This window comes from Dyadobacter sp. HNCC25DJ183, from assembly GCF_056895175.1.
In genome coordinates this window covers 97,642-116,990 of sequence record NZ_JBXHAP010000002.1, presented here as the reverse complement: position 1 = coordinate 116,990, position 19,349 = coordinate 97,642, and the positions used below count along the sequence as shown (strand labels likewise).

Genomic DNA, 19,349 nt, shown 5'->3' with positions numbered 1-19,349 from the left:
AAAGCAAGTGGTTATATTTTAGCCAAAATAATCATTTACATTTGTGACCGTTTTGCGTTTGAATACGTTAGAATAATCCAATAAACCCAGGTTGTCCGGAGATAGAAACTTTACCCGTATAAGAATTCCCAATGCATTATAGAATTATCCTTCAGGTAGTGGCAAAGGCACTGCTGTTGATCTGTATCATTACGTCGGCAGCATTTTCTCAGATCAGAATCACTTCCCCCTCACTCCAGTCAGTTTATCAGAGAGATATTACTGGCCAGCGTCAAGTTTCAGTTACCGGTACGTTTACCGTTCCAATGGACAAAATAGAGGTACGCGCTGTGCCTGTTGTTCAGGGACAAGGAGTTGACGCACCTTGGAAAGATCTTGAAGTAGCTTCCAAGGGAGGTACTTTTTCAGGTACTATAACCCTTTTTCAGGGTTGGTACACATTGGAAGTAAGAGGTTCTTCAGATGGTAAAATCGTCGGCAGGGACGTTGTTTCCCGATTCGGCGTCGGAGAGGTTTTTATTATTGCAGGCCAGTCTAATGCACAAGGATTGAGAGAATATCCGGGCCCCGGAGCCAATGACGACCGTGTGATCTATGTTTCCAATTACGAGAACGATGAATTGGGAATGTACAAAGACTTGCTTACCGATCCGGTTCCGCCTGTTTTTTCAAAACTGACAACAGGTCTTAAAACCATGTCTCCGCGCGGACAAACGCCGTGGTGCTGGGGAATTCTGGGCGACTTGCTTGTGCAAAAGCTGAATATGCCGGTTATGTTCATCAATACAGCCTGGGAAGGTACGGCTGTGGAAAACTGGGCGCGCAGTTCTCAGGGATTGCCAACAGACAGCTATTATGGTTATCATTACGCTCCGCAAATGCCATATGCCAACCTTCGTGTTGCTGCCCGTAACTATGCCAATCAATATGGCGTACGAGCCATTCTCTGGATGCAGGGTGAAACAGACGGCGCTTTCGGAACTACGGCGTCATTCTATCAGGCTAACCTGCAGATGATCATCAATCAGCTGAGCAGCGATACAAACAAGCGCATTACCTGGGTAATTGCCAGAACCAGCCGTGCTTCACTGGACAGCAGAGTGCCTTCGAAGGTATATCCACAGATTATCGCTGCACAAAATGCAGTACTCGCAACCGATTTCAACCCGACTTATCCTGGTCCCGAAACCGATCCGCTTGTTCCTAACAGACCAGATGGTATCCACTTCGTTGGTGTAGAAGCATTGACTATTCTTGCAAATGCCTGGAACGAGACTCTTGACGGAAACTTTTTCGCTACTGTAACACCAAGTGCGCCTGCTCCGGTCCCAACGGTTGAAGCCGCCTGCGTTACCGAAAACAATGCAGTAAGAATATCGCTTCCTACGGGCTTCCAGTCTTACGAATGGAGCACCGGAGAAAAGAGCAGCAGCATTACTGTTTCAGCAGCCGGCACATACCGGGCTACTGTTAAAGATGCGGCAGGCAACTCGCTTCTTTCCTCTGTTGTAGTTCTGGACCATGAAGCCAGACCTTCCCGCCCTAGTATTTTACAACAGGGACAACAACAAGCTTGTGCCGATTCATCTTTCCAATTCTCGGTAGCAGAAGGCAGTGATATATACAGCTGGTTCAAGCAAGGTTCAACAACGCCGCTGGCAACCGGCCCGACGGCCAAAATTGCCGAGGGCGGTGAATACTTTGTTCGCGGCGCAAACATATTCGGATGTGTTTCTGAAAATTCAGCCAATTCTTCGCTTATTATCAGACCAAAGATTTCGAAACCGGTTATCTCAGCTTCCGGTCCATTCAGCATTACTGCCAGCATCAGCGAAACAGGGTTGAACGAGCAATTTGCATGGAGAAGGCCTGAGACGGAAACCGACACAATTGCAGATATTATTAAGATCGTTAAAACAGGTGTTTATTCAACAAGAGCACAGGTCGTGTTCTCGATCAATGACAACAACCGGATTACCTGCTATTCAGATACTGCTTCGCAGGAATTTAAAACAAACGAACAAAACGATGTGGTAATTTACCCGAACCCAAGCGAGGGTAACTACATCTACATCGAATCCCGTGACAACATTGCCGAGGCAGTTGTCACTATATTCGACCTTCATGGCCGCGTGATCAAAACAACCAGCCCGAAATTGCTGGATAGCCGGATGCAGGTTAATCTTGGGTATCTGCCAACCGGCAAGTATATCCTCCGCGTTACGGGTCAGGGACAAAGCTTAACCAAGCAGATTGTAATCAGATAAGTATCTCTTGCCGATATTGATTAAATAAGCCCCGCCAACACGGGGCTTATTTAGTATGATCCTAATTAGAAAAAAGAAAAACTCAAGAATTTGATTGATAAACTTGCAAAGGCTAATTTTGAGATAAACGACAGGATACAACCCTGCCTCGTTTTTTTCAGGATTTTTAAAGATTTTGGTATAGCACTCGTGCAATGAAAAACACTTATCTCCCATCGGATTATCTTCCCATTTTGGTCCAGTTTTTCCTGGCGGCGGCTTTCATCGGTGGAACGATGATCGTAACTCACATGATTGGTCCGAGCCGTAAAAGCAAGCTGAAAGATGATCCATTTGAATGCGGTATCGAGTCGGTAGGTGATGCCCGTACTCCTATCTCAGTAAAGTACTTCCTGGTAGCAATTCTTTTCGTTTTGTTTGATGTGGAAGTAATTTTTATGTATCCATGGGCCGTTAATTTTAAGGGACTTGGAATGTTTGGTTTCATTGAAATGTTATTGTTTATGGCCTTACTACTGTCCGGTTTCTATTACGTGATCCGTAAGGGAGTACTGAACTGGGAAGAGTAGCCTGAACCTTTGATATACAGGAAATTATGAAAGAAGTAACGATTGTGGAGGCTCCGCAGGGGCATAGTGGTTCCGGTTTTTTTGCAACATCATTTGATGAAGCTATTGGTTTGGCCCGCAGCTATTCGCTGTGGCCTTTGCCGTTTGCTACCTCTTGCTGCGGCATTGAGTTCATGGCAACAATGGGTGCGCATTATGATATTTCCCGGTTCGGTTCGGAAAGACCGAGCTTTTCACCCCGTCAGGCTGACTTGCTGATGGTAATGGGAACAATCGCCAAGAAAATGGCGCCTGTAGTGAAGCAGGTATACCTGCAGATGGCAGAGCCGCGCTGGGTAATGGCAGTTGGCGCCTGCGCTTCCAGCGGGGGTATTTTTGATACTTACAGCGTATTGCAGGGAATTGACCGGATTATCCCTGTCGATGTGTATGTGCCGGGCTGTCCGCCGCGGCCAGAGCAGATTATTGACGGGTTAATGCAGATCCAGTACCTGGCACAGAATGAGAAGCTGCGCCGCCGCAATACCGACGAATACCAGGAATTATTAGCATCTTATAACATTCAATAACCCATATGCTGACTAACCAGGAAGTTGCTGAGGCGCTTTTGGAAAAATTTGGTGACCAGGTTTTTGATTTTGAAGAACCATACGGGCTTCTGACACTTTCTACGACCCGCGAAGAGATTTTGCCGATATTGGAGTTTCTCCGGGACCATAAAAACTACCAGGTTATATTCCTGACCGATCTTACAGGGATACATTATCCTGAAAATAAGAACAAGGAATTCCAGGTAGTCTACCACATGCACAGCTTTGTGCATAATTTCCGTATCAGGATTAAAGTTTCATTAGCTGAATCAGATCTGCACATTCCTTCGGCGACCGGACTTTTTGCGTGCGCCAACTGGATGGAGCGTGAGACTTATGACTTTTTCGGTATTCTGTTCGACGGGCATCCTAACCTGATCAGGATCCTGAATATTGAAGAAATGGACTATTTTCCAATGCGGAAAGAGTTCCCGATGGAAGATGCCACGCGTGAAGACAAAACTGATGCCCTTTTCGGCCGTTGACCTTATACTGAGTAAAATATGGCAGATATTGAATTATTACCCCATAACGTCCCTTCTCAAACCGAGCTGCCTGAACTGGTTGAAGAATTAACCACCCTTAACCTCGGCCCTACTCACCCGGCGACACACGGTATTTTCCAGAATATCCTGAAAATGGATGGAGAAAAAATCGTTTCGGGCGAGCAGACGATCGGATATATACACCGTGCATTCGAGAAAATAGCCGAACGGAGGCCATTTTACCAGATCACCACGCTTACTGACCGCATGAACTATTGCTCTTCCCCAATCAATAACCTGGGGTGGCACATGACGGTCGAAAAGTTGTTGGGCGTCGAAGTGCCTAAGCGGGCACAATACATCCGCGTGATCATGATGGAGCTGGCCAGGATCACGGACCACATCATTTGCAACAGTATTCTTGGTGTTGATACAGGTGCTTTTACCGGCTTCCTGTATGTAATGCAGAAGCGCGAGGAAGTTTACGAGATTTACGAAGAAGTATGCGGAGCCCGTCTAACCACAAATATGGGCCGACTGGGCGGTATGGAAAGAGACCTTTCCAATACAGCTATCCGTAAAATTCACGAGTTCATCAAATCATTCCCGGCTGTGTTGCGCGAGCTCGAAAAGCTGCTGAACCGTAACCGGATATTCATGGACCGAACCATTAACGTCGGTCCTATTTCAGCGGAAAGAGCTTTGTCATACGGCTTTACTGGTCCTAACCTCCGTGCTGCGGGTGTAGACTATGATGTGCGTGTAATGAACCCCTACTCTTCTTACCAGGATTTTGACTTCGAAGTACCTATCGGCCAGTCCGGAGATACTTTTGACCGTTATATGGTCCGGAATGAAGAAATGTGGCAGAGTTTGAAAATTGTAGAACAAGCGATTAACAACTTGCCGGAAGGTCCATACTACGCGGATGCCCCTGAATACTATCTTCCTCCTAAAAACGAAGTGTACAGAAATATGGAGGCATTGATCTATCACTTCAAAATTGTGATGGGTGAAATCGATGCACCGGCTGGTGAGGTTTACCATGCTGTGGAAGGTGGAAATGGAGAATTAGGTTTTTACCTGATCAGCGATGGTGGAAGAGCTCCCTATCGTTTACACTTCCGCAGACCAAGCTTTATCTACTACCAGGCTTATCCTGAAATGTGCAAGGGAAGTACACTTTCCGACGCCATTTTAACCATGAGTAGCCTCAATGTGATAGCCGGCGAACTGGACGCCTGAGTTTTTCTAAAACAGATTACATTTAAGAAATGACCGAAACACCCAATTTCGTAGCCTTTACCCCAGAGCGGCTTGAAAAAGTAAAAGAAATCATTGCACGTTATCCGGAAGGCCGCCAGAAGTCGGCCCTTTTGCCTGTTTTGCACGTGGCACAGGAGCAGTGGGGCTGGCTGAGCAGCGAGGTAATGGATTACGTTGCCGGTATTTTGAGCATTGAACCTGTCGAAGTATATGAGGTGGCGACGTTTTACACGATGTACCACCTCGATCCTGTCGGAAAGCACGTAATTGAATACTGTCGGACAGGACCTTGCTGCCTAATGGGAGGGGAAGATGTTTACGGGTATTTGAAACAAAAACTTGGTGTAGAAGCCGGACAAACAACTGCTGACGGACTTTTTACTTTAAAGGAAGTTGAATGCCTTGCCGCTTGTGGCTGGGGGCCTGTTTTCCAGATCCGCGAGCAATTTTATATGAACCTTACGAATGAGAAGGTTGATCAAATTATTGAAGATTTAAGCAAATAGGCTTTCGGCTTAAAATAGTATCCTGAAATGGCTAAGAAAATATTAACGGAGCACATCAATGTACCTGGTATAGAAACCTTCGATGTATATCGGAAACAAGGTGGATATACTGCCGTTGAAAAGGCTATTAAGACCATGACGCCCGAGGAGGTTGTGGAAGAGGCGAAGAAATCCGGTGTAAGAGGAAGAGGTGGAGCAGGATTTCCGATGGGTATGAAGTGGGGCTTTCTGGCAAAACCGGAAGGAGTACCCCGCTATCTGGTCTGCAATGCAGATGAATCAGAGCCAGGCACATTCAAGGATCACCACCTGATGAAATCGATTCCTCACTTATTGATCGAGGGAATGATCATATCAAGCTTTGCCCTTGGTGCGAACAAGTCATTTATCTACGTACGTGGTGAATTGATGTACGTGATCCGCATTCTTGAAAAAGCAATTGAAGAAGCCAAGGCGCAGGGTTTTCTTGGCAAAAACATTCTGGGTTCAGGCTATGACCTGGAACTGGTTGTTCAACCAGGCGGAGGCGCATATATCTGTGGTGAAGAAACTGCATTGCTGGAATCTCTGGAAGGCAAGCGCGGAAATCCACGTAACAAACCTCCATTCCCTGCTGTAAAAGGTTTATACCAAAGCCCGACTGTTGTTAATAACGTAGAGTCAATCTCTAACATGCCATGGATTATCAACAATGGCGGTGACGCGTATGCAGCAATTGGTGTAGGTCGCAGTACCGGTACAAAGCTGATTTCTGCTTCCGGGCACATTCAAAAGCCGGGTGTTTATGAAATCGAGCTGGGTGTGAGTGTTGAGGAATTCCTTAATTCCGACGAATACTGCGGCGGTATCAGGAAAGGTCATCATTTGAAAGCATTGGTAGCTGGTGGTTCTTCTGTTCCCATTCTGCCTGCCCATTTGATCATGAAAACAGCGAATGGAGAGGACAGGCTGATGAGCTATGAATCTCTTTCCGACGGCGGTTTTGCAACAGGTACCATGCTCGGTTCAGGTGGATTTATCGTTTTCGACGAAACAGCCTGCATTGTCAGAAATACCTGGAACTTCTCCCGTTTTTACCACCACGAATCTTGTGGCCAATGCAGCCCGTGCCGTGAAGGTACCGGTTGGATGGAGAAAGTTTTACATCGCATTGAACACGGCCATGGCAGTATGCACGACGTTGATCTGCTGGTGGATATATCTAAAAAAATTGAAGGAAATACAATTTGTCCGCTCGGAGACGCAGCAGCATGGCCGGTGGCTAGTGCGATACGTCACTTCCGCGACGAATTTGTCTGGCATATAACAAACCCGCATGAAGCTACTCAGCCCGGCGCCGTTTACCGCGGTGAAATGGAACTGGCGTAACCGCTGATTGAGATTTTTGAACATTGTTTCGCATGGAAGAAATAAAACCCCAATTGATAAAGATTACTTTCGACGGAATTGAGGTCGAAGTAGAGCCAGGTACTACTATCATGCAGGCGGCACGAAAAATCGCGGAGGCTGATGAAAGTCAGGCTTCACTGGTTCCGCCGGCAATGTGCTATTATAAACCGCTTAATGCTTCGGGTGGAAAATGCCGCGCTTGTCTGGTGAAGGTTGCACAGGGATCTGCCAAAGATCCTCGTCCGATGCCTAAACTGGTACCATCGTGCATTACACAGGTACAGGAAGGAATGGTGGTTGAAAATACAACTAATCAGGGTGTACTGGATACGCGCAAGAGCATCGTAGAGTTTCTTTTGATTAACCACCCGCTCGACTGCCCTATCTGTGACCAGGCCGGAGAATGTCATTTGCAGGATTTCGCATTTGAGCACGGTTCTGTAAAAACGAGGTATGAGGAAGAAAGACGGACTTTTGACAAAATAGATATCGGTCCTTATGTGCAGCTGCACATGACACGCTGCATTCTGTGCTATCGCTGTGTTTACACAGCCGACCAGATCACGAACAAACGTGTTCACGGCGTGATGAACCGCGGAGATGCTTCCGAAATCAGTACCTACATTGAGAAAGCGATTGACAACGATTTCTCAGGAAATGTTATTGACGTTTGTCCTGTAGGTGCATTGACCGACAAAACTTTTCGCTTTAAACAAAGGGTATGGTTTACTAAACCGGAAGATGCGCATCGTGACTGTGATAAATGCTGTGGAAAAGTGACACTCTGGTATCGTGGCGATGAAGTGCTCCGCGTAACTGCCCGCAAGAATACATGGGGAGAAGTCAACGATTTCATTTGCAATACCTGCCGTTTTGATAAAAAACAAACAAGCGACTGGGTATTGGAAGGACCAACAAAAGTGAAACGCAGCTCAGTGATTTCAGCTAATAAATACCGCGCTGACCTAGTTAAAAAACCTGATTTTGCATTGAAACTAGCGGCTTCACAATACAAACCAGTTGATGACGACCGTGCTTATGTGACTGACGAAGAAACGATCCGTCAACAAAGTATTGAGAATAACGAGAAGGCGAACCATCGTTCGTTGCTGGCAAAGAACAACTAACAAGCTGATTATAATTGCTGATAATAAATGGATTTAACTGAATTTCTAGTTAAGACAGCAACGATTTTCGTTGTTTTCGTACTTACCCTGGTGATCGCGATGTACTCGACCTGGGCTGAACGTAAGGTTGCAGGCTTTATCCAGGACAGGATGGGACCTAACCGCGCCGGCTGGGGAGGCTTGTTACAGCCGCTTGCCGATGCGGGTAAGATGTTTTTTAAAGAAGATTTTATTCCTGCTTTGGCCAACAAATGGCTGTTTATCGCAGGTCCAAGTTTGGCTATGCTCACTGCATTGCTGGCGAGCGCCGTAATTCCTTTTGGAAGTACTTTCCGCATCAACGGGCACGAAGTGGTGCTGCAAGGTGTTGAATCCAACATTGGTATTCTCTATGTTTTCGGTGTAGTTGCATTGGGAGTGTACGGGATAATGGTTGGAGGCTGGGCTTCCAATAATAAATTTTCACTACTGGGCGCTATACGTGCGGCTTCTCAGAACATCAGCTATGAAGTAGCAATGGGCCTTTCGCTGATCGCCATTCTGATGATGAGCAGCTCGCTGTCACTTGGAGAAATCGTGGCGCAGCAGCATGGAATGAACTGGAATATCTTTTATCAGCCACTCGGATTTTTGATTTTTATTACCTGTTCATTCGCGGAATGTAACCGCGTTCCATTTGACTTACCTGAATGCGAAACTGAGCTGGTAGGAGGATATCATACCGAATACGGAAGTATGAAGCTGGGTTTCTACCTGTTTGCCGAGTATATCAACATGTTTGTTTCCTCAGCAATTATCTCCGTACTGTATTTTGGTGGGTACAATTATCCCGGAATGGACTGGGTTTACAGCCAGCTTACCAGCGCATTAGGTTCGGAAACCGGGCATAACATTGCCACATTGATCGGTACTGCAGTATTCTTCGGAAAAGCATTGTTCTTCATATTCTTCTATATGTGGGTACGCTGGACAATCCCTCGTTTCCGTTATGATCAATTGATGAACCTGGGATGGAAAAAGCTGATTCCGCTGGCTATTTTCAACATCATTATCACAGGCGCGGCTGTGCTCTTTTTAAAGCCGGTAATTACCGCCTGGTTGAATTAATATAAAAATTACGTTGCTATGCAGTTGACAAATCGCTCCAAGCAGGTTAGCAATAAAGAAATGACATTGATGGAACGTGCCTATATTCCGGCCATTGTGACGGGTTTGGGTATTACCATTAAGCACTTTTTTGCTAAGAAAGTTACGATTGAATACCCTGAAGTAAAGAGATACCTCGGGCCTGTATTCAGGGGCAGACATATTTTAAAGAGAGACGAAGACGGTCGTGAGCGCTGCACTGCGTGCGGCTTGTGCGCGGTAGCTTGTCCGGCAGAGGCCATTCAAATGGTTGCTGCTGAGAGAGAAAAAGGCGAAGAAAACCTGTATCGTGAAGAAAAGTACGCAGCTGTGTACGAAGTGAATATGCTTCGCTGCATTTTCTGCGGTCTTTGTGAAGAGGCTTGCCCGAAACAGGCTGTTTATTTGCGTCACGACGAGTTTGTACCCGTATTTACTGAAAGAGATCAGGTAATCTGGGGTAAAGATCTTTTGGTTGAGGATATGACTAACCGGTATACCAGAGAAGCCTGGACCAAAGAAGAAGCCCGCGCAATTGACGCGAAGAGAGCCACAGGCGAAGTTACAAACGTTGTTCCACGAGCTATACCCTGATCCATTATCCAGGCTGTTCAGCAGTTACATATTATGAATCCATCTGTTTCTTTTTTCTATTTCCTGTCGTTTCTGACCATTCTGAGCGCGGTAATGGTGGTAGTGTCACGTAACCCGATCCACAGCGTTCTTTACCTGATCCTCACATTTTTTACACTCTCAGGTCACTACATTCTATTGAATGCGCAATTTCTGGCCGCGGTGAACATCATTGTTTACGCGGGCGCGATCATGGTACTCTTCCTGTTTGTGATCATGTTCCTTAATATGAAACAGGACCATGAGGAATCGAAGACAAACCTGACCAAAGTAGCTGCCACAATCGTTGGCGGGACCGTTTTTGTAATCTTGTTCGGGGCGTACCGCAAAACGGCTATACCTGCTTTTAATCCTGAAAATTTCGATTCTCAGGTGGGAATGATTGAAAACCTCGGACATATGTTGTTCCGTGATTACCTTCTTCCATTCGAGCTGGCTTCTATTCTGCTGCTGGTTGCTATGGTTGGAGCGGTAATGCTAGGAAAACGCGAGATTGGAGAGAGACATTTCTGATCCTGATATAGACTTAAGCATAAAGGGGAGACGCACTGAGCGTCTCCCCTTTATGCTTTTATGTTCTTATAATTAGTTAACTTCTGCATCTGTATAAGCCTCCACAGGGATACATGAGCAGATCAGGTTACGATCACCGTAAGCACTGTCAACGCGGCTCACACTTGGCCAGAATTTGTTAAAACGAAGGTATGGGAGCGGGAATGCAGCCTTCTCTCTGCTGTAAGAACGGTTCCATTCTTCGCTGAGCAGTACTCTTGAAGTATGTGGTGCATTCTTCAAAACATTGTCTGTACGATCTGCGCTGCCCTCCTCTATCTCCTGTATCTCTTTCCGGATCGCGATCATCGCATCACAGAAACGATCGAGCTCTGCTTTCGATTCTGATTCAGTTGGTTCTATCATCAGCGTTCCGGCTACAGGGAAAGACAATGTTGGTGCGTGAAAACCGTAGTCCATCAAGCGTTTTGCCAGATCCTCGGCCTCTACACCGGCTGCTTTAAACGAGCGGCAATCCAATATCATTTCATGCGCACAGCGGCCGTTTGTACCTGTATAAAGTACTTCGTAATGCCCGCTCAAACGTTCTTTAATGTAGTTGGCATTCAAAATCGCATATTTTGTCGCATTAGTCAATCCTTCTCCGCCCATCATCGCGATGTATGCATAAGAAATGGTAAGAATGCTTGCACTTCCATAAGGTGCCGCAGATACAGCTCCTGCCTCTCCCTCGGGAAGATGCTCACCCTGTACATTGAAGTTGACATGGCCTGGCAAAAACGGCATCAAATGCTCTGCAACGCCAATCGGGCCTACACCAGGTCCGCCACCCCCGTGAGGAATGCAAAATGTTTTGTGCAAATTCAAATGGCAAACATCGGCACCGATGCTGGCCGGACTTGTCAAACCCACCTGTGCATTCATATTAGCACCGTCCATATAAACCTGTCCGCCAAATGAATGGATCATTTCGCAGATCTCAATAATACTTTCCTCATACACACCGTGCGTAGAAGGATAAGTGACCATCAGACAGGATAAATCATTGCTATACTGCTCAGCTTTCGCACGCAGGTCAGCTACATCGATATTTCCTCTTTCATCACATTTGGTAACAACCACTTTCATCCCGGCCATTACAGCAGAAGCTGGATTTGTCCCGTGCGCCGAAGAAGGTATCAAAGCCACATTACGGTGATGATCGCCGCGGCTGGCGTGGTAAGCACGAATCGCCATTAAGCCTGCATATTCTCCCTGTGCACCTGAATTTGGCTGGAAAGACATTGCTGCAAAGCCCGTAATCTCACATAGCCAGGTATTGAGCTCGCTCACCAGCTGTGCGTAGCCGCCTACCTGATTGGTGGGTGCTAATGGATGTATTTGTCCGAATTCAGGCCATGTAAGCGGAATCATCTCTGATGTTGCATTCAGCTTCATAGTACAGCTGCCCAGCGAAATCATCGAATGCACCAAAGAAAGGTCTTTGTTTTCCAATGATTTCAGGTAGCGCAGCATTTCATGCTCGGTATGGTGCGTGTTGAAAACAGGGTGCGTCAGGTATTCAGAAACACGTGCAAGATTTTCAGGAAAGGCAAATTCGAATTCTTCATCTATTACCATTTCACCTTGAAAGCCCGAAACTTCTGCGAATACATTCAGCAATGCGATCACATCATCAAAAGACTTTGCTTCGTCGAATGCAATCGTGATACTTTCGTCTTTATTATAACGGAGGTTAATCCCCCATTTCAAAGCCTGCTCACGTACTTTCCTCGTTAAAGGCGTTTTGATGGTAACCGTATCGAAAAACTCTTCTGTTACTACTTCGTAATTGAATTTCTTGATGGTATCAACAAAAAGCTTTGCCAGTCCGTGAATACGGGCCGCAATTGACCTGATACCTTCTGGTCCATGATATACGGAATAAGCTCCGGCAATTACCGCCAAAAGAACCTGGGCAGTACAAATGTTAGAAGTCGCTTTTTCACGGCGAATGTGCTGCTCACGTGTTTGCAGCGCCATTCTTAACGCGCGGTTACCTTCTCCGTCTACCGAAACTCCGATGATACGGCCCGGAATATTTCTCTTGAATGATTCTTTCGTAGCAAAAAACGCCGCGTGCGGACCGCCATAGCCCATTGGAACACCAAACCGTTGTGATGAACCTACCACCACATCCGCTCCCATTTCTCCGGGCGATTTTAACAATGCAAGCGACAGCAAGTCGGCAGCAACTGCTACTGAAATGTTGAGCTCATGCGCTGCGGCGATAAAATCAGTATAGTCAATTACATCCCCATTTGTGGCTGGATATTGTACCAGAACGGCATATATGTTCTCGTCTGTCAAATCAACAGTAGCGTGATTTCCCACAACCACTTCAATGCCGATTGGCCTTGCCCTGGTATAAATCAGGTCAATGGTTTGCGGGTGACAAAGTTCTGAAACAAAGAACGTATTTGCCTTTTTCCGGCCGCCTGCGCGCAGGCTGTGCAGCATTGTCATCGCTTCCGCCGCTGCTGTTGCTTCATCGAGTAATGATGCATTCGCAATCTCCATTCCGGTCAGATCAGTTATTACTGTCTGAAAATTCAGCAGCATTTCAAGCCGACCTTGCGCGATTTCAGCCTGATAAGGTGTATAAGCAGTGTACCAGGCTGGATTTTCAAGAATGTTACGCAAAATTACTTTGGGCGTAATTGTATCGTAGTAGCCTGTGCCGATATAAGATTTCAGGACCGCATTCTTGCTTGCCGTTCTTCTGATCCCTTCCAGAAACTCCTGTTCCGATTTTGGTTTAGGAAGATTAAGCGGCTTTTGTAAACGTATCGCTGAGGGAAGTGTTTGATCTATCAGTTCGTCCAATGACGCGGCGCCTATCGTACTCAGCATCTCCTGCAATTCCTGCACATCTTTCCCGTGATGCCGGTTTTCAAATTTATCTTGATTTCGAAGGTTAATTTTCATTCAGTTTTGGACCAAAAAACGTTCGTGATTACTAGTTTTAAAACACAAAAGTAAGCAAATCCGACCAAACTTTTGGAGAATGATCTCAATGCTTACTCTTGATTATGTACAAATTTGTAGCGCCCTTGCAAATCAATGATTCGGGCAGCCGCAATCCGTTTTGCGTTTGAAAATACCAAGTATTTTTTTCGACTTGGGCTTCTTATAACCCTTGTATTTTTTCTTCTTTCCCATTAGCTCCATCTTGGAAGTAACAGGCTTTGCTTGGAGTTGTTCAATGCCGGAAAAGCCAAGTGTCAGGCCAAGTACCAGTATGCAGGGAATGATTTTCTTCATGATTATGGGAGCAGTGAAAACAATATCTAATATTCAACGCGCTGAATGCAAAAACCTGTATAGCATCTGATTATAAATCGTTTATTTCCGGCACTCAGGCTTTTACCAGTTCTAAGATAGTAATTTCCGGCAGGATACCTACCCTTCCCGGGTAACCCAGGTAACCGAAACCACGGTTTACATACAGGTATTGCTCATCTTCCTTATACAATCCTGCCCAGCGTTTGTACCTGTACTGCACCGGGCTCCACTTCAATTTACCAATTTCCACGCCAAACTGCATTCCGTGCGTGTGCCCTGCCAATGCGAGGTCAATATCCTTGTACTTGGGAAGTACCTGCTGATCCCAGTGACTTGGATCGTGGGAAAGCAGGATTTTAACAGGGTAATCACCTGTATTCTGATAGGCTTTGGCGAGATCGCCATATTTGGCAAAATTGCCGGCACCCCAGTTCTGAATACCAATCAGGCCAATTTCTTCACCATCTACACGGATTGGACGATGCTCGTCGAGCATCAGGTTCCACCCCAGCAGCTTATGCGCTCTTTGCAGATCAGCAAGGTTATTGGTTTTCGCTTTCAGGTCGGGCCACTGGTAGTAGTCGCCGTAATCATGATTCCCGAGAATGGAATGGACGCCGAGCGGCGCTTTTACCTTATCGAAAATGGAGATATAATCTTGCACCTCCAAAGCCCTGTCATTGACCAGATCACCTGTAAAAAAAGCGATATCCGGTTTTTCTTTTAACAACATTTCAACGCCTCCCTTGACAGCTGTCTTGTTGAAAAAGCTCCCTGAATGAATATCTGACAATTGTGCAATTTTCATTCCGTGAAAAACACCTGGAAGGTTCTTCAATGGAACCTTTACCCTGCGCACCCGGTAATCGTGCGCTCCCGATAGTATCCCGAATGCAAAAGTACCCATTAAGCCTGTTCCGGCTACTACCGCAGTCGTCGCCAGAAACTGTGATCTCGGGATAGTAGGCTCGCCTGTTTCCGGAGACGGAGTAGCAGCGCCAGGGTAAACGAAACTCACAATCCACTGAAAGAAGCGGCGCACATCATCAACCAGCAGGATCAGGACTGCCAGTAATTTGGACAAATAAGGAATTGCGATAAAAGCAACGACGAAGGTCCGCGTAGTACCTTTGAAATAGTCGGGCGGCAAAAGCTGCATGGCAATGTAAGCCAGCAAGGTGATAAGCGTGAAACCCCAGTAAATACCTCCGATCCACCTTTGGGAAACCTGGGATAAATTGCGGGTAGCAAATCGTAAACCTTGCCAGACGTAGAAATCTATTGCTATCAGAATAAAAGTCAGCAATAAAAAAAAGACTGTTCTGGGCATTTTAAATGATCGTTTTCATATTGCATGTAAACGTTTGACCTTGTTTTCTCGTTCGGTTATCTCGGGAGATTGTTGAGGTTTGTACAGCAGAGGTTTTCACCATCCTTTTAAAGGCAAAAATCGCCTGTTTAATGGTTTTCAAATACATATAAATACAATGGGAAATTTCGATTTCAAAAGATTTCATATCAGATCAATGAACGCAGGCACAGCCGAGGAGCGCGCACAGATTAATCAGGAGCTGAAAGAGCTCTATAACGCCCTGCCGGAAGATGAAAAGAAAGTCTTCAATGAAGAATTACAGTTCTTTCTGACGAAAGAAGTCGCCCGCATCAAATCTGACTACGAATCGGTAAAAGGATTGGACCAACCTAACTAATTCAGGCGCGGATCAATGGGATAATGCGCAATGGAACGGTACTCGCCGCCCATATTCCGCAGGATCTCGCGCCAGAAGTTGCCCGGCGGAGTTGTAAAAAGGAAATCAGAGTTGGTATGGGTAATAATCCAGGAATCCTGGCTGAGCTCCTCTGCGAGCTGCCCTTCTCCCCAGCCCGAGTAGCCGATAAAGAAGCGGATATCTTCCTGGTTGAGGGTATTGAGGTTGAGCAGTGTTTTCACCGTTGTAAAATCGCCGCCCCAGTACACATCATTCATGATTTCAGCACCGCCGCTGATCAGGTCGGGGCGCCTGTGAATGAAATGAAGCGTGTTCTTTTCTACGGGACCTCCGAGATGCAGTGTGATATCCTGGTAAATCGTTTCTTCAAGCACATCGCCGAGAAATAGCTCCGTAGTTTGATTCAGCACAAAACCAAAGCTGCCGTGATCGTTGTGTTCACACATCAGGATCACACCTCTCTCAAAATTTGGATCGCCCAAAAACGGTTTGGCAATTAGCAGGCTTCCTTTCGAGACATTCATGCTTGTAGACATATTCTGACGAAACTTTTTATGCTGAACGAATATATTTTATTTTTTGGTAACATTAACCCCGAAACAATCAAAATTGAATAGGTTTCCGGCAATTTTTCCTGCAAACCAAAAAGCATACCATTGCATTGCAAAAACCAACGAAAACAAGATTATGGCTTTAATTAAATCCGTGCGGGGGTATCAGCCGCAATTCGGCGAAAACTGCTGGTTTGCTGAAAATGCAACAATTGTGGGTGATGTGGAAATGGGAGAAAACTGTACTGTCTGGTTCAATGCCGTCATCCGGGGGGATGTGAACAGCATCCGGATCGGGCACCATTCCAATGTGCAGGACGGCGCGGTTATCCACTGTACTTACCAGCGCTTTTCCACCACGATCGGCAACTACGTGTCTGTTGCGCATAATGCAATTGTGCACGGCTGTACAATCGAAGACCATGTGCTGATCGGAATGGGAGCCATTGTAATGGACGGAGCGGTAGTAGGAACAGGCTCTATCGTGGCAGCCGGAGCAATTGTGACGCAGGGCACCAAAATCCCTCCCGGCACCATTTACGCAGGAAATCCAGCCAGGTACCTGAAAGATGTTTCTCCTGAACTGAATGCGGCTATCGACAGAACTGCCAACAACTACATTACCTATTCGGGCTGGTTCAAAGAAACGGAAGATTAGCCTTCTCCCATTTCCTTTCTCGCATTCAGATAACCTTTAATAACAGTAAACGTCGTGATCGCGAGGAAGAAAAGGATAATGTACTGCACGTAATCAACGATCCAGGGGAAACGCTCTCCGAAGAGATATCCGCCGCCAGTCAAAGAACCGATCCAAATGGCACCACCGGCAACATTGTTGATCAGGAATGATACAAAAGGCATTTTGACTAACCCCGCAAGAATAGGCGCGAAAGTTCTGACAACAGGTAAAAACCGGCTGATGATCAGCGTGCGGCTTCCATACCGTTCAAAGTAGTTGCGTGTGGTTTCAATGTGTTTTTTCTTGAAAAAGAAGGAATCGGGCCTGTTTTCAAACATATCACCGAAATATTTACCAAAAATATATCCGAGCAAGGAGCCCAGTACTGCGGCCGTAAACATGCACAACAGCAAAATTCCGATCGGCACATCCAGAATTCCTGTACCGCAGAATACGCCAGCCAGGAAGACCAGGTAATCGCCGGGAAGGAAGAATGCGAAGAACAATCCATTCTCGGCAAACACGATGAATGTGATAACCAGCAAACCGCCGGTACGGATGATCTCCTCGGAGTTGAGTATATATTGGAAAAATTCGGTAATTGAATTCATAATGTCAGGATAAAGGAACAAGCTCCATACTAACTATGGAGCTGTTCAAATTTAAGCATTTTCCGATAGTTCGAGCCAGCGCATTTCCTTGTCAGCCTGACTTTCGGTTAATGTCTCGATTTCTTTCGACCAGCTTGCCAGCTCATCGTGCGAGCCGCCGGTGTTCAGTTTTTCCACCAGAACCGCTTTCTGCTTTTCCATTTTAGCTATATCAGCTTCAAGCTGCTCCATTTCCTTTTGCTCTTTGTAGCTCAGCTTTTTTTTGGCTGTGATATTAGCAGCGGGCGTAACTTCCTGAACCGGCTCAGGAGCTGCAACCGGCGCGGGCTTGGAACCTGCACTCTTTTTCTCTGCTTCCTGCTCATCCTGGTAATCCCGCAGTTCGGTATAGTTTCCGGGAAAGTCGCTGATTTTACCCTCACCTTCAAAAACAAATATGTGCTCAACCAGTCTGTCCAGAAAATACCGGTCGTGGGATACGATCATCAGACAGCCAGGGAAGTTCATCAGAAAATCTTCGAGTACATTCAGGCTCGCAATGTCCAGATCGTTGGTTGGCTCATCGAGGATCAGGAAGTTTGGTTGCTTGATCAGGATCAACAAAAGCTGCAGCCTCCGTTTTTCACCTCCGCTCAGTTTTGAGATAAAATCATATTGCTTGGAAGGGGAAAAAAGGAATGCTTCGAGCAGCTTACTAACGGTGACCGATTCGCCGGTACCCAGCTGCACTACCTCGGCCACATCTTTCACGATATCTATTACCCGCTGATTTTCATTAAAAACCAGGTCAGACTGCTTGTAATAGCCGAACTGTACGGTTTCCCCTTTCACAATCGAACCCTGATCTGGAGACAGCTCGCCGGTGATCATATTCAGGAGCGTCGACTTGCCCATTCCATTCTTACCAACAATCCCAATCCTGTCTCCTTTGCGGAAAGTATATTCAAAATCCTTGATCAACTGCCGGTCCCCAAACCCTTTACTTACCTTTTCAAGCTCGATGATTTTGCTGCCCAGTCGCGACGTGCGGACATTCAGCTCCATTTTCGTATCAAATTTCTTCTGACTAGCTTTTTCTTTCAGCTCCTCAAAAGCATCGACGCGGTATTTTGCTTTGGTACCCCGCGCCTTTGGCTGTCGCCTGATCCAGTCAAGCTCTTTGCGCATCAGGTTTCTGGCTTTATCAATGCCCGCAGCCTCCATTTCCTCTCTTTCTGCTTTCTTCTCAAGGAAATAAGAATAGTTACCCTTATACGGATAAGCTGAACCGTGGTCCAGTTCCAGCATTTGATTACAAACAGTATCCAGGAAGTACCTGTCGTGAGTTACTACCAGCAAAGTAGTATTCGACGTATTCAGGTAATTTTCAAGCCACTCTACAGTGTCCAGGTCGAGGTGGTTGGTAGGTTCATCGAGGATCAACAAGTCGGGATCTTCAAGCAAAACCTTCGCCATTGCTACTCTCTTACGCTGGCCCCCTGAAAGTGCGCCGTACGGAGTATCTGTATGATGGATGCCCAGTCTGCCGAGAACTTCCTTTGTACGGTATTCAAAGTCCCACGCATTATATTTATCCATATCCTCCATTACCTCGGCAAGTTCGTCGTGGTTGTCGGTTTCAATGGCGTGTTCATACCGTTTCACCACTTGGGCTACCGGATTGTTGGAAGAAAAAATCACTTCCAGCACTGGCAGACTTTCGTCGAATGCAGGACTTTGGTCAAGATACCCAATGCGAATGTCCTTTCTGAAACTCACCTCGCCTTCGTCTGGCGGTATCTTACCTGTGAGAATATTGAGAAATGTTGTTTTCCCTGTTCCGTTTTTCCCGATCAATGCGACTTTATCGCCGCGGCTGATTCCAAAACTGATATTTCTGAAAAGCCATTTGTCAGCAAATGACTTTGCTATATTTTCTGCTGAAAGATAATTCATGATTAAAGCTAAAATTCAATGTCTGCAAAGTTAGAACAGATATCAAACA

At 46.1% G+C, this 19,349-nt stretch carries 19 protein-coding genes; 13 read left to right on the top strand and 6 right to left on the bottom strand.

The features are described 5' to 3' along the window. Positions 1-131: 131 nt before the first annotated feature. The 11 genes from AC1XTG_RS04520 (at position 132) to AC1XTG_RS04470 (ending at position 10,470) form a co-directional block, all read left to right on the top strand. Positions 132-2,267 carry a T9SS type A sorting domain-containing protein gene (locus AC1XTG_RS04520; RefSeq protein ID WP_056279567.1) on the top strand — a complete coding sequence of 712 codons (2,136 nt, stop codon included), beginning with the start codon at positions 132-134 and terminating at the stop codon, positions 2,265-2,267. Between the two features lie 194 nt (positions 2,268-2,461). Beyond that, a complete protein-coding gene (locus tag AC1XTG_RS04515) occupies positions 2,462-2,836 on the top strand; it encodes an NADH-quinone oxidoreductase subunit A (RefSeq protein ID WP_056279563.1) in 375 nt (124 codons plus the stop codon). Positions 2,837-2,862: 26 nt separating this feature from the next. Beyond that, entirely contained in the window at positions 2,863-3,405 is a 543-nt protein-coding gene (locus tag AC1XTG_RS04510) for an NADH-quinone oxidoreductase subunit B (RefSeq protein WP_056279561.1), read from the top strand. Between the two features lie 5 nt (positions 3,406-3,410). Then, positions 3,411-3,911 carry an NADH-quinone oxidoreductase subunit C gene (locus AC1XTG_RS04505; RefSeq protein WP_484841162.1) on the top strand — a complete coding sequence of 167 codons (501 nt, stop codon included), beginning with the start codon at positions 3,411-3,413 and terminating at the stop codon, positions 3,909-3,911. An 18-nt stretch (positions 3,912-3,929) separates the two neighbouring features. Continuing rightward, positions 3,930-5,156: an NADH dehydrogenase (quinone) subunit D gene (gene nuoD / locus AC1XTG_RS04500; RefSeq protein WP_056279557.1), complete on the top strand. Its 1,227-nt coding sequence runs from the start codon at positions 3,930-3,932 to the stop codon at positions 5,154-5,156. A 29-nt stretch (positions 5,157-5,185) separates the two neighbouring features. After that, the gene (locus AC1XTG_RS04495) at positions 5,186-5,683 is read left to right on the top strand and encodes an NADH-quinone oxidoreductase subunit NuoE family protein (RefSeq protein WP_031528927.1); all 498 of its coding nucleotides are present in this window, start codon (positions 5,186-5,188) and stop codon (positions 5,681-5,683) included. Between the two features lie 27 nt (positions 5,684-5,710). Next, complete coding sequence (gene nuoF, locus AC1XTG_RS04490) at positions 5,711-7,051, top strand: NADH-quinone oxidoreductase subunit NuoF (protein ID WP_439558743.1); 1,341 nt, start codon at positions 5,711-5,713, stop codon at positions 7,049-7,051. A 32-nt stretch (positions 7,052-7,083) separates the two neighbouring features. Further along, the gene (locus AC1XTG_RS04485) at positions 7,084-8,199 is read left to right on the top strand and encodes an NADH-quinone oxidoreductase subunit G (protein WP_056279553.1); all 1,116 of its coding nucleotides are present in this window, start codon (positions 7,084-7,086) and stop codon (positions 8,197-8,199) included. Positions 8,200-8,226: 27 nt separating this feature from the next. Continuing rightward, positions 8,227-9,306 carry an NADH-quinone oxidoreductase subunit NuoH gene (gene nuoH, locus AC1XTG_RS04480; RefSeq protein ID WP_056279552.1) on the top strand — a complete coding sequence of 360 codons (1,080 nt, stop codon included), beginning with the start codon at positions 8,227-8,229 and terminating at the stop codon, positions 9,304-9,306. A gap of 18 nt (positions 9,307-9,324) precedes the next feature. Continuing rightward, the gene (locus AC1XTG_RS04475; protein ID WP_484841161.1) at positions 9,325-9,918 is read left to right on the top strand and encodes a NuoI/complex I 23 kDa subunit family protein; all 594 of its coding nucleotides are present in this window, start codon (positions 9,325-9,327) and stop codon (positions 9,916-9,918) included. Positions 9,919-9,951: 33 nt separating this feature from the next. Beyond that, on the top strand, positions 9,952-10,470 hold the full coding sequence (locus AC1XTG_RS04470) for an NADH-quinone oxidoreductase subunit J family protein (protein WP_056279547.1): 519 nt from the start codon (positions 9,952-9,954) through the stop codon (positions 10,468-10,470). Positions 10,471-10,542: 72 nt separating this feature from the next. Here AC1XTG_RS04470 and gcvP read toward each other — a convergent pair whose 3' ends face one another. From gcvP to AC1XTG_RS04455, 3 genes are all read right to left on the bottom strand, one after another. Next, the gene (gene gcvP / locus AC1XTG_RS04465; protein ID WP_484841160.1) at positions 10,543-13,437 is read right to left on the bottom strand and encodes an aminomethyl-transferring glycine dehydrogenase; all 2,895 of its coding nucleotides are present in this window, start codon (positions 13,435-13,437) and stop codon (positions 10,543-10,545) included. Between the two features lie 132 nt (positions 13,438-13,569). Next, positions 13,570-13,773, bottom strand: coding sequence for a hypothetical protein (locus AC1XTG_RS04460; protein WP_056279543.1), 204 nt, complete (start codon positions 13,771-13,773; stop codon positions 13,570-13,572). Between the two features lie 94 nt (positions 13,774-13,867). Beyond that, complete coding sequence (locus AC1XTG_RS04455) at positions 13,868-15,124, bottom strand: metallophosphoesterase (protein ID WP_484841159.1); 1,257 nt, start codon at positions 15,122-15,124, stop codon at positions 13,868-13,870. A 157-nt stretch (positions 15,125-15,281) separates the two neighbouring features. Between AC1XTG_RS04455 and AC1XTG_RS04450 the strand changes: the two genes are divergently transcribed. Beyond that, positions 15,282-15,503, top strand: a complete 222-nt coding sequence (locus tag AC1XTG_RS04450; RefSeq protein ID WP_229238527.1) for a hypothetical protein — start codon at positions 15,282-15,284, stop codon at positions 15,501-15,503. Here the strand turns inward: AC1XTG_RS04450 and AC1XTG_RS04445 are convergent. Next, positions 15,500-16,060 (bottom strand): YqgE/AlgH family protein, encoded by a 561-nt coding sequence (locus AC1XTG_RS04445; protein ID WP_056279539.1) that lies wholly within the window; start codon positions 16,058-16,060, stop codon positions 15,500-15,502. The two genes, AC1XTG_RS04450 and AC1XTG_RS04445, sit on opposite strands and share 4 nt — an antisense overlap. Before the next feature lie 151 nt (positions 16,061-16,211). Between AC1XTG_RS04445 and AC1XTG_RS04440 the strand changes: the two genes are divergently transcribed. Then, positions 16,212-16,733 (top strand): gamma carbonic anhydrase family protein, encoded by a 522-nt coding sequence (locus AC1XTG_RS04440; RefSeq protein ID WP_484841158.1) that lies wholly within the window; start codon positions 16,212-16,214, stop codon positions 16,731-16,733. Here AC1XTG_RS04440 and AC1XTG_RS04435 read toward each other — a convergent pair. Together AC1XTG_RS04435 and AC1XTG_RS04430 are read right to left on the bottom strand one after the other, a co-directional pair. Next, positions 16,730-17,365 (bottom strand): DedA family protein, encoded by a 636-nt coding sequence (locus AC1XTG_RS04435; RefSeq protein WP_056279537.1) that lies wholly within the window; start codon positions 17,363-17,365, stop codon positions 16,730-16,732. The two genes, AC1XTG_RS04440 and AC1XTG_RS04435, sit on opposite strands and share 4 nt — an antisense overlap. 51 nt (positions 17,366-17,416) lie before the next feature. Beyond that, positions 17,417-19,300, bottom strand: coding sequence for an ABC-F family ATP-binding cassette domain-containing protein (locus AC1XTG_RS04430; protein WP_484841157.1), 1,884 nt, complete (start codon positions 19,298-19,300; stop codon positions 17,417-17,419). Between the last annotated feature and the right edge of the window lie 49 nt (positions 19,301-19,349).

Bases quoted from the DNA above. Each gene is read 5' to 3' on its own strand.
- gcvP (WP_484841160.1), bottom strand. From the start codon at position 13,437: ATGAAAATTAACCTTCGAAATCAAGATAAATTTGAAAACCGGCATCAC.
- AC1XTG_RS04460 (WP_056279543.1), bottom strand. From the start codon at position 13,773: ATGAAGAAAATCATTCCCTGCATACTGGTACTTGGCCTGACACTTGGC.
- AC1XTG_RS04510 (WP_056279561.1), top strand. From the start codon at position 2,863: ATGAAAGAAGTAACGATTGTGGAGGCTCCGCAGGGGCATAGTGGTTCC.
- AC1XTG_RS04445 (WP_056279539.1), bottom strand. From the start codon at position 16,060: ATGTCTACAAGCATGAATGTCTCGAAAGGAAGCCTGCTAATTGCCAAA.
- AC1XTG_RS04455 (WP_484841159.1), bottom strand. From the start codon at position 15,124: ATGCCCAGAACAGTCTTTTTTTTATTGCTGACTTTTATTCTGATAGCA.
- nuoF (WP_439558743.1), top strand. From the start codon at position 5,711: ATGGCTAAGAAAATATTAACGGAGCACATCAATGTACCTGGTATAGAA.
- nuoD (WP_056279557.1), top strand. From the start codon at position 3,930: ATGGCAGATATTGAATTATTACCCCATAACGTCCCTTCTCAAACCGAG.
- AC1XTG_RS04495 (WP_031528927.1), top strand. From the start codon at position 5,186: ATGACCGAAACACCCAATTTCGTAGCCTTTACCCCAGAGCGGCTTGAA.
- AC1XTG_RS04440 (WP_484841158.1), top strand. From the start codon at position 16,212: ATGGCTTTAATTAAATCCGTGCGGGGGTATCAGCCGCAATTCGGCGAA.
- AC1XTG_RS04450 (WP_229238527.1), top strand. From the start codon at position 15,282: ATGGGAAATTTCGATTTCAAAAGATTTCATATCAGATCAATGAACGCA.
- AC1XTG_RS04520 (WP_056279567.1), top strand. From the start codon at position 132: ATGCATTATAGAATTATCCTTCAGGTAGTGGCAAAGGCACTGCTGTTG.
- AC1XTG_RS04430 (WP_484841157.1), bottom strand. From the start codon at position 19,300: ATGAATTATCTTTCAGCAGAAAATATAGCAAAGTCATTTGCTGACAAA.
- AC1XTG_RS04435 (WP_056279537.1), bottom strand. From the start codon at position 17,365: ATGAATTCAATTACCGAATTTTTCCAATATATACTCAACTCCGAGGAG.
- AC1XTG_RS04470 (WP_056279547.1), top strand. From the start codon at position 9,952: ATGAATCCATCTGTTTCTTTTTTCTATTTCCTGTCGTTTCTGACCATT.
- AC1XTG_RS04515 (WP_056279563.1), top strand. From the start codon at position 2,462: ATGAAAAACACTTATCTCCCATCGGATTATCTTCCCATTTTGGTCCAG.
- AC1XTG_RS04505 (WP_484841162.1), top strand. From the start codon at position 3,411: ATGCTGACTAACCAGGAAGTTGCTGAGGCGCTTTTGGAAAAATTTGGT.
- AC1XTG_RS04485 (WP_056279553.1), top strand. From the start codon at position 7,084: ATGGAAGAAATAAAACCCCAATTGATAAAGATTACTTTCGACGGAATT.
- AC1XTG_RS04475 (WP_484841161.1), top strand. From the start codon at position 9,325: ATGCAGTTGACAAATCGCTCCAAGCAGGTTAGCAATAAAGAAATGACA.
- nuoH (WP_056279552.1), top strand. From the start codon at position 8,227: ATGGATTTAACTGAATTTCTAGTTAAGACAGCAACGATTTTCGTTGTT.